Origin of the sequence: Burkholderia sp. MSMB2157WGS (assembly GCF_001532755.1) — a bacterium.
GTDB lineage: Bacteria > Pseudomonadota > Gammaproteobacteria > Burkholderiales > Burkholderiaceae > Burkholderia.
The window spans coordinates 23965-43247 of record NZ_LPJG01000053.1 but is presented as its reverse complement, the minus strand read 5'-3'; the positions used below and the strand labels follow the sequence as shown (position 1 = coordinate 43247).

Genomic DNA, 19283 nt, shown 5'->3' with positions numbered 1-19283 from the left:
GGCGCCGGCCGGCAGCGTCCGACTCGCCTACTTGTCCGCGCCGAATGCACTCGACATCTGCCGCGCCCGCTTCACGTCGTCGCCATGCAGATAGATCGACGTCGTCGAGATCGACGCATGCCGCAGGTTGTCGCGCACCGTCGTCAGCTCCGCGCCGCGCGCCAGCGCGTGCGTCGCATGCGTATGCCGCATCCAGTGCGGGCTCGCCTGGCGCAGCTTGTGCGCGAGCGCCGGATGGTCGGCCTCGACGCTATCGGCCGTCTGCGCGAAGAAACGCTGCATCACCTTCCACAGCCGCACGCTCGTGATCGCGGCCGCGTCGTCTTCCGCGAGGCTCGGAATCAGCGGCGTAGCGGGCCGCCAGCGCGCCGGCGTGACCGGCAACCGGCGCGCGACCAGATAGCGATCGAGCGCCGTGCGCGCGAGCGGCGGCAGCGCGACGCGGGCGGCCTTGCTGCCCTTGCCGATCACCTTCAGCCACGCGTCGCCGTGCGCGTCCGTCTCGATGTCGCCGAGCGTCGCGCCGACCAGTTCGCTCGCGCGCAGCCCGGTCGCATAGCCGAAATCGAGAATGAAGCGCAGCCGTTGCGCGGCGGCCGGCGTCCAGCCCGACTGCGGCGCGGCGTCGCCCGTGCGCTTGCGGAACTCGAGCCCGTCGGCGATCGTGCGAACCAGCAGCCACTCGCCTTCGGTGAACGCATGCGACGTATCGAGGGCGGTCGCGCCGCGCGTGTCGCGCACCTTCACGCCGGCGAACGGATTCGCGAGCAGGTAGCGCTGCTCGATCAGCCAGCGGAACAGCGCGCCGAGCACCGACAGCGTGTACGCCGCGGACCGCGCGGACAACGCACCCGAGAACGGCCGCCAGTCGGGCGCGCCGCGCGGCCGCACGGGGCCGACCCAGCGTTCGTGCGGCGTCGGCCGCCGGATGAACGCGCGATACGCGAGCGCATCCTCGGTCGTCAGCGACGACAGCGCGCGGCCGCGCTCGACGATCGCCCACAGGATCAACCGCTCGGCTTCCTTCCGGTACGCACGCCGCGTCGCGGCCGATTCGTGCAGCGACAGCCACGCGTGCACGGCCGCGTAATCGTTGTCCGCATCGAGCGTGCTGGTCGCGCGCGGCGCGCGGAACGTGCCGGCCGAGCCGTCGACTTCGTGCGGCAGCTTCAGTTGCTCCCACGGCACGATGCCGCCGCGCGGCGTCGCGGCGATCAGCGCACGCGCGCGTTCGGTCAGCTCCGGATGCGCGGCGAAGAACGCCTCGATGCGCCGCGCGCCGGCCATGCCGAGGCCCTCGATCGCACGCCACCACTGGCGCCGGCGCGGAATCCGCACGGTCAGGTCGGCGAGCGTCGCGATCCCGTGTGCACGCAATGCCGCGACCGCGCGCGCCGGCAGCCACAGGCCGACGTCGTCGCCGATCTGCGGAACCGGCGCGCGCGCATGACGCAGCAGGCCGATCGCGTCGGTTGCCGCTTTCGCCTCCCGCAAACGCTCGCCGTCCGGATGGCCGAGCCGTTCCGCGAGATCGGCGCGGCCCACCTGCCGCGCGATGCGCACGAGGCGCCGGCGAATGGCGCCGATCACGCCGCGCGCCGACCGTCCGTCGCCGAGCCGGTCGGGCAGGTAGCGCTCGACGGCCTGGCGCACGGTCATGCCCGCGTACCACGCGCGCAGCGCGGCCAGTTCGTCGGCGTCGGGAAAACCTGCGGGCGCAGGCGCGGAATCGGGGGAAAGCGGTGAGGCGAGGCGCGGTTTCATGGGCGCCAGTTTGACAGAAGCGCGCGCGGCCGGATACGCCGTCCGCCCCTCCCGAACGGGACGATGCGCATGCGCGGCCCCGCACCCGCCGGGCATCGCGCAAGCGCATCGGGTCGATCGTCGCGACACCGAGGCCGGACGCGCGCCGCCCCCGCTTCCGTGCGGGTCACGCGTCGTCTTTCGGCCCCGGGTTCAGCATCACGACGAAGCCGGCCACGCCGACGATCAACGCAACGGCGCCGCCGCGCAGCGCCGTCGCCGCATCGAACAGCAGGCCCGTCACGACGGCCATCATGCCGGCGAGCGACACGAACACGGCGATCGCCGCGACGACGATCCGGTACTGGCGGCGTATCATCGTGCGCGCCACGTCATGCCGCGGCCGCGGCGGCCGGCTCGTCGGCGTCGTCGCCACGAATCAGCAGCACCGGGCACGTCGCGCGGCGCACGAAACGCTCGGCGACGCTGCCGAGCAGCACGCGCCGGATGCCGCGCCGCCCGTGCGTGCCGACCACCGCGAGATCGATCCCGCGCTCCTTCACGTAACGTTGCAGGCGTTCCGCGACGTCCTCGCCGATGCTCTCGGTCTCGACGAGTTCGGCTTCGCCTTTCGCGCCGGCCAGCGCGACGATCCGTTCGGCTTCGCGCAGCACCTTGCGCCCGTCGTCGCGAATCTCCTCGACGAGCGCGTGCGGATCGAGACGGCCGGCATACGTGAACAGCGCCGACTTGTCGACCACGTACACGACGCTGACGTGCGTATCGCCCGCCAGCGCCACCTTCACGGCCTCGGCCAGTGCCTGTTTCGACGAAGCGCTGCCGTCGACGGCCACCATGATCTTCTCGTACATGCGAACCTCGCTGGGGTGAGTTGCCGCGCGCGCCGTCGCGCCCGGCCATGTCTCCATCATCGGCCGACGGCGGGGCCGAATCTTGACGGCGGTCAAGCGCGGCAGCGGCCGCACATGCGGCAAAACGGCACGACGGCAAGGGGGCTCGCGTTGTCGGCCAGGCCGCGAGCCGGGCCGGCCATGCGCGCGCCGACGCGCTTTCGAGCGGCCATCGCGCCGAAGGCGCTATCATCGAACGTGCGACTTTCGTCCGGCCCTTTTTTCCGGCCCCACTTTCAACTCGCTCAACCGACATGACAACGACTATCGAACGCGTGGACGGCGCCGCCCAGCATCTCGTCGCCGCCCGCCATGCCGGCTCGCCCGGCCCGCTGTTGCCCGATGCACTGCGCCCCGACGACATCGACACCGCGCTCGCGATCCAGCAGCGCGTGGCCGACCTGCTCGGCGAACCCGTCGGCGGATGGAAATGCGCGCTGCCGCCGCCCGATCGCGTGATCCTCGCGCCGATCTTCGCGTCGACGATCGGCGAAGCCGATGCGCCGTACCGCGTCGTCGGCGGGCCGATCGTGCGGATCGAACCGGAAATCGCGTTCGTGCTCGATCGCGACCTGCCCGCGCGCGAGCAGCCGTACGACGAACGCGACGTGCGGGCGGCGATCCGGGAAGTGCGCGTCGTGCTCGAGATACTGGGCTGCCGCTATGCGGAGCCGGCGCGCGCGTCGAAGTTCGAGCTGCTGGCCGACGGGCAATTCAACCAGGGGCTGTGCGTCGGCCCGGTCGTGCCCGACGGCTTGAACGCGCCGCTCGCGACGCTGGCGCTGTCGTTCGAAGGCGCGCTGAACCGGACGATCGACGGCCGCCATCCGGACGGCGATCCGCTGAAGCCGCTGGTATGGCTCGTCAACTTCCTCGCGTCGCGCGGCGACGCGGTGCGCGCCGGCCAGATCGTGACGACCGGCTCGTACGCGGGTGCGATCGAGGTGCCGCTCGGCGATGCGCTGACGGTCCGCTTCGGCGAGCTCGGCAGCCTGTCGGTGACGTTGACCGCGTGACGGGTCACGTCGCTTTCACGCCCCATCCGCCATGTCGCTGACACCGCTGCCCGCCCTGCTCGACGCCGTCCTGCGCACCGTCGCGCGCCGTTATCGGCTGCCGCCGCTCGACCGCGCGTCGTCGCTGACCGACGCGACGCATCCGGCCACCGCGCTGGCGGTCGTGATCGAGGAAGCGCGCAGGATGCAGGCGGACGGCCACACGCCCGGCGCGGACCTGCGACGGCGCTTCGTCGATGCGCTCGCACGGATGATCCGCGACGCGATGGATCCGTCATCCGGCGACCCGTCGTTTCAGGCATCGGTGCTGCGCCACGATGCGCCGAACGTGCGCGAATACGCGTCGTTGTCCGCGCACGCCGAGCAGGACCGGCGCGCGCTCCACGCGGCTGTCAATGCGATCGCACACCCGGCCAAGCTCGAGCGCAGCGCACAGGCCTGGCAACGCGACGGCCTCGCGCGCCTGCATGCGGCCGCGACGTCGGCAGCGTGGGCCGAGCTGCATGCCGCGCTCGCGCAACTGCTCGCGCTGCCCGAGATGGCGACCGACGCGGCGTTCGAGCAGGACATCGTCAAGCTCAAGGACAGCCCCGCGCTCGAACGCACGCTGCGACTCGATGCGCTGGCCGCGGACGACGACGTGCGTCGCTACCGCGCGCTGTGGGTCCGTCAGGGCCCGCTCGTCGGCAGCACGGCCGCCGTCGCGCAAGGCGCGGCGTCCCAGCAGCGCGGCGCGGCCGTCGAAGCACTGGCCGCGCAGGCGCTCGACGCACTGGCGCGCCGGCTCGACGCGGTGGACGAGCACCGCACCTACCGCGTGGTCACGTCGATGCGTGTGCCTTCGTCGATCCCGGGCCGACACGACCGCGCGAAAACCGAATGGGACGCGATCCTGCTCGAACGCGCGCGGGGCGGCGACCCGGCGCTCGCGTGGAACGTGCGCTTTCTCGTCGAAGCGAAAGCCTCCGCAGATGCCGCGACGACCGACCTGCCGCGACTGCTGCGCGGCCTGAACCTGCTCGCGCAGGCCGCGCCCGACACGGTCTATGCATTCGAGACGCACCAGGGCACGGTGCGCGTGCAGGGCGCATCGCTGCACGCGTTGACGACCGACGAAGCGGCGCTGCGACGCGAGGTGCTGTATTGCTGCGACGCGTCCGCGGACGCGTCGCCGCGCCTGCTGGGCGCCGCGAGCCGGATGCAGTTGCTGTCGGCACAGGCCAGCCTCGAATACGCGAGCGCGCTCGCACGGCAGCCGGATGCCGATCCGGACGGCCTCGGCGTCGTCTGGCACGCGCTGCTGACCCTGCCGCAATGGCACGCCGTGCTGCATCAGTACCCGTCGTTGCGGCAGGTCCGCGAACTGATGGTGGCCATCGACGATTTGCGGGCCGCGCTCGACGAGATGGACGACGGAGGCATCGCCAGCAGCGTGTGCGCGTGATGCGCAGTCGTGACGGACGCGCGACGCCCGCGTGCTGCTCGCCCGATTTGTAAGCAAACCGAACTATCGTCGGCGTCCGCTACTGCCGGCTGCATCTCGGTTCAAGCGATCCGGATTCAAGGTCGCGTTGTGTCCACACCGGGTGGATGTCCATTTCACGGGGCTGCCCTCCGCATCGCTGGCCGGCCGGCACCATGCCAGCCACGCCGGCCGTGACGGCGCCGGCCGGTGAGGTACGATACGCGCCGGGGCAAAGCGCCCCCTGAGAGAACCGGCCGTCGCGGCCCCCCTACCCGACACAAGAAAAATGCGAAGAAACCCGATGCTGCACCGAACCCTGTTCGCCGCGCTGGCGATCGGCCTGCTGTGGATGCCGGCCGCCCATGCCAGCGGAGACGACGGCTGCTACGTGCCGAACACGCTCCGGCAAACGTCATACTCCTGCGGCAACGTGCCGATGCTGATGCCCGCCAACGACACGCGCGTCAACGCGATGCTGATGATGGCCGACAGCGGCAAGGTCGCGCAGGTGTTTCCGGACCCGAAGACCATCCCGGCGAAAGAGCGGGTCGAGCGGATCGTCGTGCCGTTCCCGATGGATTTCTCCGGATGGATCTATATCGGCCAGAAGGAGGCCGACCAGACCGGCGGCGCAGCGGACGCCGATGCGTCGTCGAACCGGTACGCGGACGGCGAAGGCAGCATCTGCCGCGGCATGAGCGCGGGCACGGACGCATTCAACGACGCACTGGGCAGCGCCGCCGGTCTGCCCGCCGACGAGGCTGCGCGCCTGCGCGCGGCGCGCGCCGACATCGCGCAGCAGAACTGTGCCGCGGGCGGCGCGAGCGCCGCGTGGACGAAGCCGCCGGTCAAGTCGCCGCTCGGCCAGCAGTTCGCCGCGTACCTCGACGGCGCGAACGCGTTCTACCGCGCCGACTTCCTCACCGCGACCCGCGCCTTCGCGAACGCATCGCACAGCGCGGACCCGTGGCTGAAGGAAACCGGCCTCTACATGGCCGGGCGCGCGCAGTTGAATGCCGCGCAGGCCAACGCATTCGACCACGACAGCCCGACGCCGACGCGCGCGCGCGTGACGAAGGTGTCGCTCGACGCGGCGAACACGGTATTCCGGACCTACCTGAAGGTGTATCCGAAGGGGCGCTACGCGGTGTCCGCGAGCGGGCTGTTGCGGCGTGTCGCGTGGCTCGACGGCAACGTCACGCAGCAGGCCGACCTGTACGGGCATGCGCTCGCGCACTGGTCGCCGGCGACGTCGAACGTGCCGCTGATGCAGCTGGCGAACGAACTCGACAGCAAGCTGCTGTTCGGCTCGGCATTCGACGCGAGCCAGATCCAGTCGCCGACCGTGCTCGCCACCGTCGACCTGCTGCGCATGCGTGCGTCGGACAGCAACGATCCGAGCCGCAAGCCGATGACGCTCGACGAGCTGCAGGCGCAGAAGCCGCGCTTCGCGAACGCGCCCGCGCTCTACGACTACCTGCTCGCCACGTGGTACGTGCAGATCGGGCACAAGCCGGATGCCGCGCTCGAGCTGCTGCCGCAAACGCCCGCTGCACCGCTCGACTACTTCGGTCTGAGCCAGCAGGCGCTGCGCGGGTTCGCGCTGGAGGACAGCGGCCGGAACGACCAGGCCCGCCAGCTGTGGCGCGACCTGATCCCGCGCGCGACGTTCCGCTTCCAGCGCGAAATGCTCGAACTCGCGCTCGCGATCAACCTGGAGCAGGCCGGGCTCGTCAACGATGCGTTCGCCGACGATTCGCCCGTGCAGAACGCCGCGATCCGCGCGGTGCTGCTGCAGCGCGCGGCCAATGCCGACCTGCTGCGCGCGCAGGCGCGGAATCAGGCAACCGGCGGCGCGCTACGCGACACCGCGCTGTACACGCTGCTGTACAAGGAGCTCACGCGTTCGCACTACGCAGACTTCATCGCCGACATGGCGCTGATGTCCGGCACGCCCGCCGATCCGTTGAAGCCGTTCATCGCAGCCGGCACGAAAAACGAAGACGGCTACACGTGCCCGTCGGCGCGCGACATCGCCGCGACGCTGCAGCAGAATCCCGCCGATCCGAAAGGGCTGAACTGCCTCGCCGATTTCGTGCGACTTCATCCGCCGGTGCCCGGCCTCGAGACCGATCCGGTGCCGTCGTGGGTCCGCAACGCGTCGAGCACGGCCGCCACGCGCGTGCCGCCGACGCTCGGCGCGGCGCCGTCGCAGTTCGCAGGCAAACCGTACGAGCGGATGTCGAGCTACGTGACGGTGATGGCCGATACGCAGGCGAACCCGAACGACCGCGCGTACGCGTTCTATCGCGCGATCAGGTGCTACGCGCCGGGCGGCTCCAACGAATGCGGCGGCAAGGAGGTCTCGAAGAGCACGCGCAAGCGCTGGTTCGACACGCTGAAGACCGCCTATCCGGACAGCCCGTGGGCGCGGAAGCTTCGCTACTACTGGTGAGCGTCGCATGAAGCGCATCGCGTGCATCGCGCTGCTGCTGGCCGCGCGCGGCGCGCTGGCCGGCACCGTCGACGCCGCACGGTACGATGCGTTCTGGCTGTGGGCGGGCGTGAAGCCGCAGGCGGTCGTGCGCGGCGCGCGCGCCGTCTACGTGCTGCAAGGTCAGATCGAGGCGTCGCCGCGGGACGAGTCGCAGGTGCGCGTGATCGCGCAGGGCGTCGCGCTGCCGCCCGCGCCCGACGCGCACGTGTGGCTCGTCTATCGCGCGCATACGCTGCGCTGGACGCCGCGCGTCACGCAGATCATGCTCGCGCAGCTCGCACGCTGGCGCGCGTCGGGCCGCACGATCGCCGGCATCCAGATCGACTTCGATGCCGGTACGCGCCACCTGCAGGATTACCTCGGGTTTCTGCGCACGCTGCGCGAGACCTTGCCCGCCGATTGCCGGCTGAGCATCACGGGGCTGCTCGACTGGAGCAGCCGCATCGATACCGACCAGGTCAACCGGCTCAAGGGGATCGTCGACGAGGTGGTCGTGCAGACCTACCAGGGCCGCAGCACGATCCCCGATTATGCAGCCTATCTGCCGCGCGTCGCGCGGCTGCAACTGCCGTTTCGCATCGGCGTGATCCAGGGCGGCGAGTGGGACGCGCCGCCGTATCTCGCATCGAGTCCATGGTTCCGCGGCTACGTCGTGTTCCTGCGCAATGGCTAGCGGGCGCCGGCGCGACGCAAGCGAAGCGTGACGCCGATCGACGATGCGCTACGCGGCGTGCGCGAGCGTGCTGCCGAGCCCGACGAGCGCGATCGCGAGCAGCGCAAGCGCCGACGATGTCACGATCCATCGCCGCTTCCGATGAATCGCCGGATGGTTGATCGCGGCCATGTACCCGGTCAGGATCGTGAAATCGACGGCGATCCACAGCGCGGCGAGGATCGCGAGGCTCACGCGCGAATCGGGCGTGATGCCGACGAACCGCGGAAAGAACGCAACGAAGAACAGCAGATCCTTCGGATTCGCGATGCCGACGACGAAGCCGCGCAGGTACGCGAACTGCATGCGATCGTGGCCAGCCGGATGCCGCGCCTCGCGCATCCAGGCGTGAGCTTCGTCGATTTGGGGTGAAGCACCCAATGGACGATGCGCCCCTTTCCACGCGCGGCCGGACCACTTTCCCTACGATCGCGGCGCCGCCCGCCGCAGCGGGCCGGCGCCGACACCGTCATGCCCGCACGAACGCGAGCAGGTCGGCGTTGAGCACGTCCGCGTTGACCGTCAGCATCCCGTGCGAATAGCCCGGATAGGTTTTCAGCGTGCCGTTCTTCAGCAGCTTGATCGACTTCAGCGCGGAATCCGCGATCGGCACGATCTGGTCGTCTTCGCCATGCAGCACGAGCGTCGGGACGGAGATCGACTTCAGGTCGTCGGTCTGGTCCGTTTCCGAAAACGCCTTGATGCCGTCGTAATGCGCCTTCGCGCTGCCTGCCATCCCCTGCCGCCACCAGTTGCGGATCACGCCCTGGTGCACGGTCGCGCCGTCGCGGTTGAACCCGTAGAACGGGCCGCTCGGCACGTCGAGGAAGAACTGCGCGCGATTGTCGGCGAGCGCTTTCCGGAAGCCGTCGAACACCGCGAGCGGCAAGCCCTCGGGGTTCGAGTCGGTCTTGAGCATCAGCGGCGGCACCGCGCTGACCAGCACCGCCTTCGCGACGCGGCCGGCCGGCTCGCCGTGCTTCGCGACGTAGCGCGCCACTTCGCCGCCGCCCGTCGAGTGCCCGATGTGCACCGCATTGCGCAGGTCGAGCGCTTCGACCACCGCGAACGCATCCGCCGCGTAATGATCCATGTCGTGGCCGTCCCAGACCTGCGCCGAGCGGCCATGGCCGCGCCGGTCGTGCGCGATCACGCGATAGCCGTTCTGGACGAAGAACAGCAGTTGCGCATCCCAGTCGTCGCTGGACAGCGGCCAGCCGTGGTGGAACATGACGGGCTGCGCATCTTTCGGACCCCAATCCTTGTAGAAAATATCGACGTTGTCCTTCGTGGTGACGTATGGCATCGCGATGCTCCGGTAAGGTGGATGAACGTGGCGAGCGGGCCGGTTGCCATTATCGGCCATTATTGTGAAACCTCGATGCCATCGCGCGCAGCGAGGCCCGATCATCCACCGGCAGGAAACGAACGATGCCGCGCGCGTCAGCCGTCCGTCGACATCGTCACGGCTTCCCACGCGCGGATTTCGTCGTCCAGCGCCGACAGTTTGTCCCGCACGAGCCGCAGCGCGTCGCTGCCGAGCAGCAGATGCGCGGGCGGACGATCCGCCGCCATCACGGCGAGCATCGCCCGCGCGGCCTTCGCGGGGTCGCCCGGCTGCTTGCCGCTTTTCTCCTCGCGCGCGCGGCGGATCGGATCGAACAGCGCATCGTAGTCGGCAATCGAGCGCGGCGTGCGCACCATCGAGCGGCCGGCCCAGTCCGTGCGGAACGAACCCGGCGCCACGGCCGTCACCGCGATGCCGAACGGCTCGAGCTCCTTGCCGAGGGTTTCGGAAATGCCTTCCAGCGCGAACTTGCTGCCGCAGTAGTACGCGATGCCCGGCATCGTGATGTGACCGCCCATCGACGTGATGTTCAGGATGCGGCCGCGCCGGCGCTCGCGCATGAACGGCACGACGGCCTTCATCATCGCGACCGCGCCGAACACGTTCACGTCGAACTGCCGGCGCATCTCGTCGAGCGGCGCCTCCTCCATGATCCCTTCGTGCCCGTAACCCGCGTTGTTCACCAGCGCGTCGATGGGCCCGACGTTCGCCTCGATGTCCGCGACGACGCCGTCGATGCGGTCGAAGTCGGTCACGTCGAGCACGCGCGCGACGGCCGCCTGCGCGGACAGCGCCTCGAAGTCGCGCGCCGCCTGCGCGCTGCGCACCGTACCGACCACCGTGTGGCCGGCGGCCAGCGCCTCCCGGGCAAGCGCGCGACCGAAACCGCTGCTGACGCCGGTAATGAGCATGATGTTGCCGGATGCCATGTGAGCTTCTCCCGAATGTCGATCGAAGCATGCATACTAGTCTGGCGCACTGCGTCGAATAAGCCCGATTCCGCTGATTTTCTTGCACAAAACTATGATCCCCTCGCCCGTCTCCGCCCGATCTCCAGCGCTGTCCCCGCGCGACCGGAAACGCCTGGTGACGCTGCTGCGCGCGCTCGCTCCCGACGAAGGCTACAACCTGACGGCGCTGCCGAGCGTGCGCATCCTGCGCTCGAACCGCGCGCTGTCGCGCACGCCAGTGCTGTACGACCCAGGCATCGTGATCGTGTGCCAGGGATCGAAGCGCGGCTACTTCGGCGGCGAGCGCTATCTGTACGACGAGCACCATTACCTGGCCGTCTCCGTGCCCGTCCCGTTCAGCATGGAAACCGACGCCACGCCCGCGCGCCCGCTGCTCGCGCTGTACCTGCACCTCGATTTCACGCTGGCGGCCGAACTCGCCGCGCAGATCGATCGCGCCGGACACGCACGACCCGTGCAGGCGCCGAAGAGCATGATGTCGTCGCCGATGGACGACGCGATGCACGCGTCGGTGCTGCGTTTCGTCGAGGCGATGCAGCGGCCGCTCGACGCCGCGGTGCTCGGCCCGGCGCTGCTTCGCGAGCTGTATTTCCGCGTGCTGACCGGCGCGCAGGGCGATGCGATGCGCAGCGCACTGGCGATGCGCGGGCAGTTCGGCCGGATCGGGCGCGCCTTGCGCGTGATCCACACCGACTACGCGCGGCCGCTCGACGTGTCGCAACTGGCCGACGCGGCCGGCATGAGCGTGCCGAGCTTTCACAGCCATTTCAAGGCGATCACGCAGGTGTCGCCGATGCAGTACCTGAAGTCGACGCGCCTGCATCAGGCGCGGCTATTGATGGTGCGCCAGGACCTGACGGCGGAGGCGGCCGGCTACGCGGTCGGCTACACGAGCCCGTCGCAGTTCAGCCGCGAATTCAAGCGCCTGTTCGGCCTGACGCCGGCGAAGGAGACGCAGCGCATGCGCGCGAGCTTCGCGATTCCCGAAGCGTTCGACGATGCGGTGTTCGTGTCGTCGCATTGACGCGCCGGAACGCGGCCGCGACCCACACGACCCGCGCGCTCATCGCGCGCCCACCCGCCACACCGTCACTTCGTGCAGCGTCTCGCCCGGCTTGAGCGTCGTCGACGGAAAGGCCGGACGATTCGGCGAATCGGGAAAATGCTCGGCTTCCAGCGCGAACGCATCGGTTTGCCGGTAGACCGTTCCACCCTTGCCCGCGACGCTGCCGTTCAACCCGTTGGCCGTGTAGAACTGCAGCCCCGGCTGCGTCGTGTACAACTCGAGAAAACGCCCCGACTCCGGGTCGTAAGCGCGCGCGGCAAACGCCGGCGCCGACTGGCCGCCCTGGTCCAGCACCCAGTTCTGGTCGTAGCCATGCGCGAGCACGAGCTGCGGATACGCATCGCGCAGATGCGCGCCGATCGGCGTCAACTGGCGCAGATCCATCGGCGTGCCCGCGACGCTCGCCAGTTGCCCGGTCGGAATCGACGTGGCGTCGGTCGGCGTGAAGCGCGATGCGGCGATCTCGATCAATTGCCGCTCGACGCTGCCGCCTGCCTGCCCCGCCAGGTTGAAGTAGCTGTGGTTCGTCAGGTTGACGACCGTGTCCTTGTCGGTCGTTGCACGGTAGTCGATGCGGACCTGGTCGTCGCGGGTCAGCGTGTAGGTCACGTCCGTCGTCAACGTGCCGGGGAAGCCGTTCTCGCCGTCGGGGCTCACGTAGCGCAGCGTGACGCTCGCGCCCGTCGCGTCGCCGTGCGTGCCGGTGACCGTCCATACCTTCGCGTCGAAACTGTCGGGGCCGCCGTGCAGCGTGTTCGGCCCGTCGTTGACCGGCAGCTTCCAGGTTTGGCCGTCGAGCGTGAAACGCCCGCCCGCGATGCGATTCGCATACCGGCCGATCAGCGCGCCGAAATGGATGTTGCCGTTGTGCGCTTCGTAGTCGCGCAGCGAATCGAAGCCGAGCACGATGTCGGCCACGCGGCCGGTGCGGTCCGGCACGTCGAGGGCGGTCACGATGCCGCCATACGTGATGACTTTCAGCGTCACGCCGTGCCGGTTCGCGAGCGTGTACTGGCTCACCGCCTGCCCGTTCGCGGTCGTCCCGTAATCGGCGCGGCTGATCGACACGTCGGATGCCGCCGACGCGATGGCGGCATGAAAGCCGAACGTTGCGAACACACCTATCGCGAGCATCGGGCGTCGCGGCCAGCGTCGTTTCATGAAAACCTCCGAAGTGATGCGGCCCGTGCTCGTGCGCAAGTTGCATGCCTGCACGTCGCCGCGTTTGCCATGCCGCGCCTCCGCGTCCGGAGCATCGCGGCGCTCACGTAGGGTTGGCACGCCACCGGCGAGGCGTGACACCGGTCAACCGCGTGAAGGTCCGCGAGAAATGGCTCTGATCGGCAAAGCCGCATGCAACGGCGATCGTGCTCAGCGGCACGTTCGGGTTGCGCATCCATTCCTTCGCCCGCTCGACGCGCTGCACGATGAGCCAGCGATGCGGCGGCATCCCGGTCGTGCGATGAAACGCCTTGACGAAATAACCGCGGGACAGCCCGCACGCGCGCGCGACGTCGGCCAGCCCGATGTTGCCGTCGAGGTGCGCGAGCAACAGCTCCTGCGCGCGGCGCGCCTGCGACGGCGTGAGCTTGCCGTCCGACCTTTCCCGTCGTTCGCCGACGCCGCCGTAACGGTGCGCGACGTGCGCCTGAAACGCCAACCCCACATGGTCGACGAAGATCTGCGACGCTTCGCCCGGCCGGGCCAGCGCCGGCAGGAGCGACTGGCCGAGCGCATGGACGACCGAATCGCGGGTGCTCAGATGCGGCGGCAGATAAAGCTGCGGCCGCTGCCGGCCGCCGAGGTCGTCGACCGTTTCTTCGAGCGTGTGGCGCGGCAGGTGGAAATGCAGACAATCGAACGCGCCCTTGAGGTCGGCCACCCAGCGACGGTCGAGATCGTAGATCGACACGGTGCCCGCGTCATACGGAACGAACGGTGCGGGGCGGCCATCGCGCCACAGCGCCTGTTCGCCGAACGCACGCAACTGCAAGACGATGAGATCCGTATTCTCGAGTTCATAGGGCGCGGTCAGCCCCATGTTTCTCCGCAAGGTCTTGAGTCGGACGATACCGATCTGCCCATGCGGCAACGCCTGCGTGACGACGGTCTGCCTGACGTCGGCCGGGATGAAATCGGACGATGCGGTATCCGGCTGGGAGGCGGTCATGGGGCGATGCGGGGTGGCGAACGACGATACCCGCCACTCTAGCAAATCGCGGCAACGCACGCTGCTCGCGCCGTACCGGCACTGGTATGATGCGCCAGCCACCTCTACCGGAATTCGCGATGAAGCTGTCATTCGAAGCGCTCGAAGCCCTGGACGCGATCGACCGCACCGGAACCTTCGCCGAAGCAGCGGAACTGCTGCATCGCGTGCCCTCGGCGCTGACCTACCTGGTGCAGAAACTCGAAAGCGATCTCGGCGTGGCGCTGTTCGACCGCAGCGGACGGCGCGCGAAGCTCACGCATGCAGGGCGCATCGTCGTCGAGGAAGGCCGGCGCCTGCTGCGCGCGGCCGAGCAACTCGAAATGAAGGCGCTGCGGGCGCAACAGGGCTGGGAAACGGAAGTCCGCGTCTGCATCGACGAAATCCTGCCGTTCGACGCGCTGTGGCCGTACGTGCACCGGTTCTACGCGCTCGGGATGGACACGCGGCTGCGACTGTCCACCGAAGTGCTCGGCGGCGCGTGGGATGCGCTGATTTCGCGTCGGGCGGATCTCGTCGTCGGCGCGGCGGGCGAACCGCCGGAATTGCCGGGCATCGTCGCGCGGCCGATCGGTTCGCTGAAACACGTGTTCGCGGTCGCGCCGTCCCATCCGCTCGCGTCGCTGCCCGAACCGCTGGCGATGACGTCGGTCGTCCAGTATCGCGGTGCGGTGATCAGCGATACGTCGCGCGAATTGCAGCCGCAGTCGGTCGCGATCGATGCGGGCCAGCCGACCCTCGCGGTCCCGACGCTGGCCGCGAAACTGGAAGCGCAATGCGAAGGGCTCGCGGTCGGCACGCTGCCGGAATGCATCGCGGCGCGCGCGATCGCCGACGGCAAGCTCGTCGCGCGCCAGGTGACGGGCATGCGCGACACCACGCACTGCTATCTCGCGTGGCGCGGCGACGAAGCGGGCCGCGCGCTGCACTGGTGGGTCGAGCAGCTCGACCAGCCCGATCTCGTCGAGCGCTTCACGACGCCGGACTGACGCGCCCGTTCACGGGCCGCCGGGCCGCCGGCGGCCGCTCGCGATCCGGCCCGGCGTCAGCCGAGCGAATCGTGCAGCCGCTTCATTTCCTTCTCGAGCCAGCCGATCAGGCTGAACCCCGCGTGCGCCTTCTCGACCGGCGGAATCATCATCCGTTCCTCGGTCGCGATATGGTCGGTGAGCGACTCGCACATCAGCCTGCCGAGCGCCGGCTTCCTGCCGATCAGCGCCGACAGATCCTCGCTGCGAAGCTGATGCACGGTCATCGCGGTCACCGCATGGACGGTCGCGTGAAGCCGCGTGCCGGCGAGCACGACCGACTGCCCGATCGCATCGCCCGGCGCCATCCGCCGGACTTCGACGTCGCCCGACGCGCCCGGCACGAACACCGCCGCGACGCCCGATTCGACGATGGTCAGCACACGCGACTCCGAATTCGACGCATAGATCACGTCGCCCTTGCCGAACGAACGCGATATCAGCGCGTCGGCCAGCACGGCCAGATCGTCGTCGTCGACGCGTGCGAACAGTTCGACCGCGCGCAACAGCAGCAGCCGACGCGACACCGGATGCACCGGCGATGCCGATGACGAAGCGCACGCCGGCGCCGGCCCCGCGAGCGGTCGCCACGCGACGCCTGCCGCGGCCAGATGCCGATGCGCGAGATCGTAGAGCGCGTTGCGCACGGTCGTCTTCTTCTGCAGCGCGTCGACGTAACAGACGAGTTCGTACTGGATCGCGTTCGCGCGGATCGCCTTCACGACGGCGATCGGCGCGGGGCGTGCGAGCACGTCGAGCGAACTCGCCGCGGCCCGCTCCAGCGCGCCGACGGCGACGGCCGGCCGCACCGCGGGATCGAGGTCGAGCGCGAGCGTGACGCCGTGCAGGCCGGCCGGCTCGCTGAGGTTCACGATGGTGGCGCGCGCCGCCGCGCTGTTCGGCACGACGACCAGGTTGCCCAGGCTGTCGATCAGCTTCGTCGCACGCCAGTTGCTCTCGACGATCCGCCCTTCGAGCTCGCCGATCGAGACCGTATCGTCGAGCCGGAACGGTTGCGTGGTATTCAGCACGAGCCCGGAGAACACGTCGTTCAGCGTGTTCTGGAGCGCGAGCCCGAGGATCACCGCGACGGCGCCGGACGTCGCGACCAGGCCGCTCAGCGGCAGGCCGAGCACGTAGCCCAGCGCGGCCACCGCGGCCGCGCCGAACACGATGCCTTCGGCGATGTCGTGAAAGAGCCGCTGGCTGCGCCACGCCCGCGGCAGCAGCAGATGATTGAGCAGCAGGCTGAACACGATCGCGCACTGGAGCCACCATGCGATGCAGACGGCCTGCACCACGATCCGGTCGAGCCCGCCGAGCGACGCGGGAACGGCAAGCGGGCTGACGCCGGTCGCGAACAGCACGGCGCTCAGCGCGGCGAACGCCGCACAGCGCCGGATGGCGCGAGCCACGGGACGATCGTGTCCGAGCAGCCGCCACGCGGCGAGGTCGGCCAGCACGATCGGCGCGCCGTAGAGCGCCGTATCGGAAAAATTCAACATGGCGGAACGCACGCGCGGCGCGCGAAAGAGTGGTGGCGGCGGCACGCAGGTCGCCGCGCGGACGGCATCGTCGGGCACATCGCGTGCGGGCCGCCGATGCGCCGGCTGCGATCAGCCGCGCCGCTGCACGACGCCCGGCAGCGGCAGTCGCAACACATAGCGGCCGGCGCCCGCGATCGCGATCGTGCCGAACAGGATCAGCAGCATCCACGCGAACTGCGCATCGCGCAGCGGCCAGTCCGGGTGGACGAACACCAGCGCGACGAGCGTGACGATCATCACCGGCAGCGCCGCCAGCCTCGCGTACAGACCGGTGATCATGAAGATCGGGCACACGACCTCCGCGAAGATCGCGAACAGGATCGACAACGTGCGGCCGAGATGGAACGGGTCTTCGATGGCCGCGGCTTCGGCCGTGTAGTGGACGACCTTCGGCAAGCCGTGCACCACGAGCAGCAGCACGCTGGCGGCGACGCGCAGGAACAGCAGGCCGAGGTCGGTCGCGTGACGGGAAAGATCGGATCGGTCAGGTTTCATGCGGCGGTTCGTCGGTTGAGCGGGAGGCGCGGCGACGCGCACGCCGGGCATTGCGCCGGCGTTCAGTGGGGTCGCGCGAGGTCGACGGGCGCTCGGCGCCGGCGCGCACGCGTGCCGACGAGGTGCCGGCGCCCTCCGTTCAGGCAATCTACGCGTGCCGCCTGCCGCTGTCCTGTAACCGGGCTGAATCGTTCTGAAACGTGACCGACGCGCACGGACCCGGCGTCACGACTCGCGCGACGGCAGCTCGGACTCGGCCGCGTCGAGTCCGAGTGCGTGCACTTCCGACCACGCATCGTGCGCGACCTCGGTCGACCCTGCCGTATGCGCGAGCGCAGCCGCATACGCGGCCAGCAATCGCACGCGCGCATCGCCGGACATCGCGTTCGCGTCCGCGTCGCGCATCGCATCGAGCGCGACGCGCGCCCGTTCGCGACATTCGTCGACGAGCGACAGATCGAACAGGCAAGGCACCGCGACGGCCGCGAGCGCGATGCCGAGCGCCGCGTCGCCCTGCGCCGAAAACGCCCAATCGAGCGCGGCGCGCAGATTGCCGAGCTCGCGCCGGACCACATCGAGCCGGGCCGTGCCGCCCGGCTCGCCGCCCGGCTCGTTGCCGCCGTGGGTCGCGCGCCGGAACAACGCGAGAAAGTAGGTCGCATGCGCGCGCGCGGCAGCCGGCCCCTCGCCGTGACTGTCGAGCTGCTGTTGCGCGTAGGCCCGCGTGGTCGTCAACAGCCGGTAGCGCGGCGCGCCGTGCGCGGTCTCGAGGATCAGCAGCGACTTCGACACGAGGCCGGCGATCGTATCGAGCAGGTCGGCGCCGGCCGGCCCGTTGGCGCCGACAACCTCGCGCACGGCCTCGATCGAGAAGCCGTCGCGAAACACGCCGAGCCATCGCAGCAGCAGGCGCTCGGCGTCGCCGAGCAACCGGTAGCTCCAGTCGTACATCGCCTGCAATGTCTGATGGCGCGGCAACGCCGTGCGAAAACCGCCGGTCAATAGCCGAAAGTGATCGTCGAGATGGGCGGCCAGCACGTCGATGCCGAGCACGGCGGCACGGGCCGCGGCCAGTTCGATCGCGAGCGGCAGGCCGTCGAGGCGACGGCAGACCGACGCCATCAGCGACAGGCTGCGCGCATCGAGCGGAAAACGCGGATCGGCCGCGCGTGCACGCGCCGCGAACAATTGCACCGCGCTCGCGCGCATCGCGTCGCGATCGTCGGCGCCTTCGTCGAGTACGTCGAGCGGCGGCACCGGACACACGCGCTCGCCGTGGATGCGCAACGATTCCCGGCTCGTCGCGAGCACGCACAGCCCGTCGTCCGCGTCGGTGAGCGCGCTCGCGATCTGCGCGGCCGCGTCGAGCAGGTGCTCGCAATTGTCGAGCACGAGCAGCATCCGGCGACGCGCGACGCTGGCGAGCACCGCTTCGAGCGTCAGCGACCCGGTCGGCTGCGTGATGCCGAACGCACCGGCGAGCGCGTCCGGCACGAAGCGCGGACACGCGACGGTGGCGAGCGAAACGAATACGGTGCCTTCCGGGAAGTGCGCGGCGGCGCGCGCCGCCGCTTCGATCGCGACCCGCGTCTTGCCGATGCCGCCCGCGCCGACCAGCGTGACGACGCGCGCGCCCTGCAGGGCGGCCAGCACGTCGGCGACCGTCTGTTCGCGGCCGAACAACGCGCTCGGCGCGGCGGACGGCCGCCACGTCGAGGCCCGCACGGGCGCGTCGCCGTCGTCCTGCCCGACGACCAGCCGATAGCCGCGGCCGGGCACCGTCACGATCAGGTTCCGGTCGCCGGCCAGCGCCTTGCGCAGCGAAGCGATGTGCACCTGCAGGTTGTTTTCCTCCACCACGGTGTGCGGCCATACGCGCTGCATGATGTCGTCTTTCGATACCAGCGCACCGTTCGCCCGAATCAACAGCTCGAGAATTTCGAATGCGCGGCTGCCGATGCGCAGCAGCTTGCCGTTCGAACGAATTTCACGTCTGTCGAGAAAAACGTGAAGTGTTCCAATCCGGATCATGGGAATTTCTTGTGAGTGACATTCAACGGCGCCCGGCTGAAATAGGGTGCCGATTCGGTCTCAATGCTACGGTATTTGCATGGTCGAATGATTCAAATTATCAGAATGAACGGCTCGAATTTTTTGAAATGACGCAAAACGCCGCCGCGACGCGCGGCGGGGCGCGGCGCGGTTTTGCGCATGCACCGAAATGCGGCGGGGCCGCGCACGTTTCACGTGCAAATCGCGCATGCGCCCATGAATA

The 19283-nt window shown here is 69.5% G+C and carries 17 protein-coding genes; 6 read left to right on the top strand and 11 right to left on the bottom strand.

The features are described 5' to 3' along the window. Positions 1-27: 27 nt before the first annotated feature. The 3 genes from WT53_RS29740 to WT53_RS29730 form a co-directional block, all read right to left on the bottom strand. Positions 28-1764 carry a site-specific integrase gene (locus WT53_RS29740; RefSeq protein WP_034209329.1) on the bottom strand — a complete coding sequence of 579 codons (1737 nt, stop codon included), beginning with the start codon at positions 1762-1764 and terminating at the stop codon, positions 28-30. 166 nt (positions 1765-1930) lie between these two features. Beyond that, the gene (locus WT53_RS29735; protein WP_034209501.1) at positions 1931-2122 is read right to left on the bottom strand and encodes a DUF2964 family protein; all 192 of its coding nucleotides are present in this window, start codon (positions 2120-2122) and stop codon (positions 1931-1933) included. A 13-nt stretch (positions 2123-2135) separates the two neighbouring features. Next, a complete protein-coding gene (locus WT53_RS29730) occupies positions 2136-2615 on the bottom strand; it encodes a universal stress protein (RefSeq protein ID WP_034209330.1) in 480 nt (159 codons plus the stop codon). Positions 2616-2908: 293 nt separating this feature from the next. Here WT53_RS29730 and WT53_RS29725 point away from each other — a divergent pair, with 293 nt between their 5' ends. From WT53_RS29725 to WT53_RS29710, 4 genes are all read left to right on the top strand, one after another. Then, positions 2909-3670, top strand: a complete 762-nt coding sequence (locus tag WT53_RS29725) for a 2-keto-4-pentenoate hydratase (RefSeq protein WP_034209331.1) — start codon at positions 2909-2911, stop codon at positions 3668-3670. Between the two features lie 31 nt (positions 3671-3701). After that, positions 3702-5114, top strand: a complete 1413-nt coding sequence (locus WT53_RS29720) for a hypothetical protein (protein ID WP_034209332.1) — start codon at positions 3702-3704, stop codon at positions 5112-5114. 307 nt (positions 5115-5421) lie between these two features. After that, positions 5422-7590, top strand: a complete 2169-nt coding sequence (locus WT53_RS29715) for a hypothetical protein (RefSeq protein ID WP_034209333.1) — start codon at positions 5422-5424, stop codon at positions 7588-7590. Between the two features lie 7 nt (positions 7591-7597). Continuing rightward, a complete protein-coding gene (locus WT53_RS29710) occupies positions 7598-8305 on the top strand; it encodes a DUF3142 domain-containing protein (RefSeq protein WP_034209334.1) in 708 nt (235 codons plus the stop codon). 48 nt (positions 8306-8353) lie between these two features. Here WT53_RS29710 and WT53_RS29705 read toward each other — a convergent pair whose 3' ends face one another. The 3 genes from WT53_RS29705 to WT53_RS29695 form a co-directional block, all read right to left on the bottom strand. Further along, positions 8354-8650 carry a LysE family transporter gene (locus WT53_RS29705; RefSeq protein WP_230624968.1) on the bottom strand — a complete coding sequence of 99 codons (297 nt, stop codon included), beginning with the start codon at positions 8648-8650 and terminating at the stop codon, positions 8354-8356. Between the two features lie 163 nt (positions 8651-8813). Beyond that, positions 8814-9650, bottom strand: coding sequence for an alpha/beta fold hydrolase (locus tag WT53_RS29700; protein WP_034209335.1), 837 nt, complete (start codon positions 9648-9650; stop codon positions 8814-8816). Positions 9651-9787: 137 nt separating this feature from the next. Further along, positions 9788-10621: an oxidoreductase gene (locus WT53_RS29695; RefSeq protein WP_034209336.1), complete on the bottom strand. Its 834-nt coding sequence runs from the start codon at positions 10619-10621 to the stop codon at positions 9788-9790. A 94-nt stretch (positions 10622-10715) separates the two neighbouring features. Between WT53_RS29695 and WT53_RS29690 the strand changes: the two genes are divergently transcribed. Then, positions 10716-11687 carry an AraC family transcriptional regulator gene (locus WT53_RS29690; RefSeq protein WP_034209337.1) on the top strand — a complete coding sequence of 324 codons (972 nt, stop codon included), beginning with the start codon at positions 10716-10718 and terminating at the stop codon, positions 11685-11687. Positions 11688-11726: 39 nt separating this feature from the next. Here the strand turns inward: WT53_RS29690 and WT53_RS29685 are convergent, their stop codons facing one another. Both WT53_RS29685 and WT53_RS29680 read right to left on the bottom strand, forming a co-directional pair. Next, entirely contained in the window at positions 11727-12890 is a 1164-nt protein-coding gene (locus WT53_RS29685) for an aldose epimerase family protein (protein ID WP_034209338.1), read from the bottom strand. Positions 12891-12993: 103 nt separating this feature from the next. Continuing rightward, positions 12994-13899 carry an AraC family transcriptional regulator gene (locus WT53_RS29680; RefSeq protein ID WP_034209339.1) on the bottom strand — a complete coding sequence of 302 codons (906 nt, stop codon included), beginning with the start codon at positions 13897-13899 and terminating at the stop codon, positions 12994-12996. A gap of 119 nt (positions 13900-14018) precedes the next feature. Here WT53_RS29680 and WT53_RS29675 point away from each other — a divergent pair, with 119 nt between their 5' ends. Further along, on the top strand, positions 14019-14927 hold the full coding sequence (locus WT53_RS29675; protein ID WP_034209340.1) for a LysR family transcriptional regulator: 909 nt from the start codon (positions 14019-14021) through the stop codon (positions 14925-14927). A gap of 56 nt (positions 14928-14983) precedes the next feature. Here the strand turns inward: WT53_RS29675 and WT53_RS29670 are convergent, their stop codons facing one another. From WT53_RS29670 to WT53_RS29660, 3 genes are all read right to left on the bottom strand, one after another. Beyond that, positions 14984-16471, bottom strand: coding sequence for a mechanosensitive ion channel family protein (locus WT53_RS29670; protein ID WP_060262538.1), 1488 nt, complete (start codon positions 16469-16471; stop codon positions 14984-14986). A 111-nt stretch (positions 16472-16582) separates the two neighbouring features. Beyond that, positions 16583-17008: a DoxX family protein gene (locus WT53_RS29665; protein ID WP_034209504.1), complete on the bottom strand. Its 426-nt coding sequence runs from the start codon at positions 17006-17008 to the stop codon at positions 16583-16585. A 225-nt stretch (positions 17009-17233) separates the two neighbouring features. Continuing rightward, positions 17234-19039, bottom strand: a complete 1806-nt coding sequence (locus tag WT53_RS29660) for a winged helix-turn-helix domain-containing protein (protein ID WP_034209341.1) — start codon at positions 19037-19039, stop codon at positions 17234-17236. Positions 19040-19283: the final 244 nt, after the last annotated feature.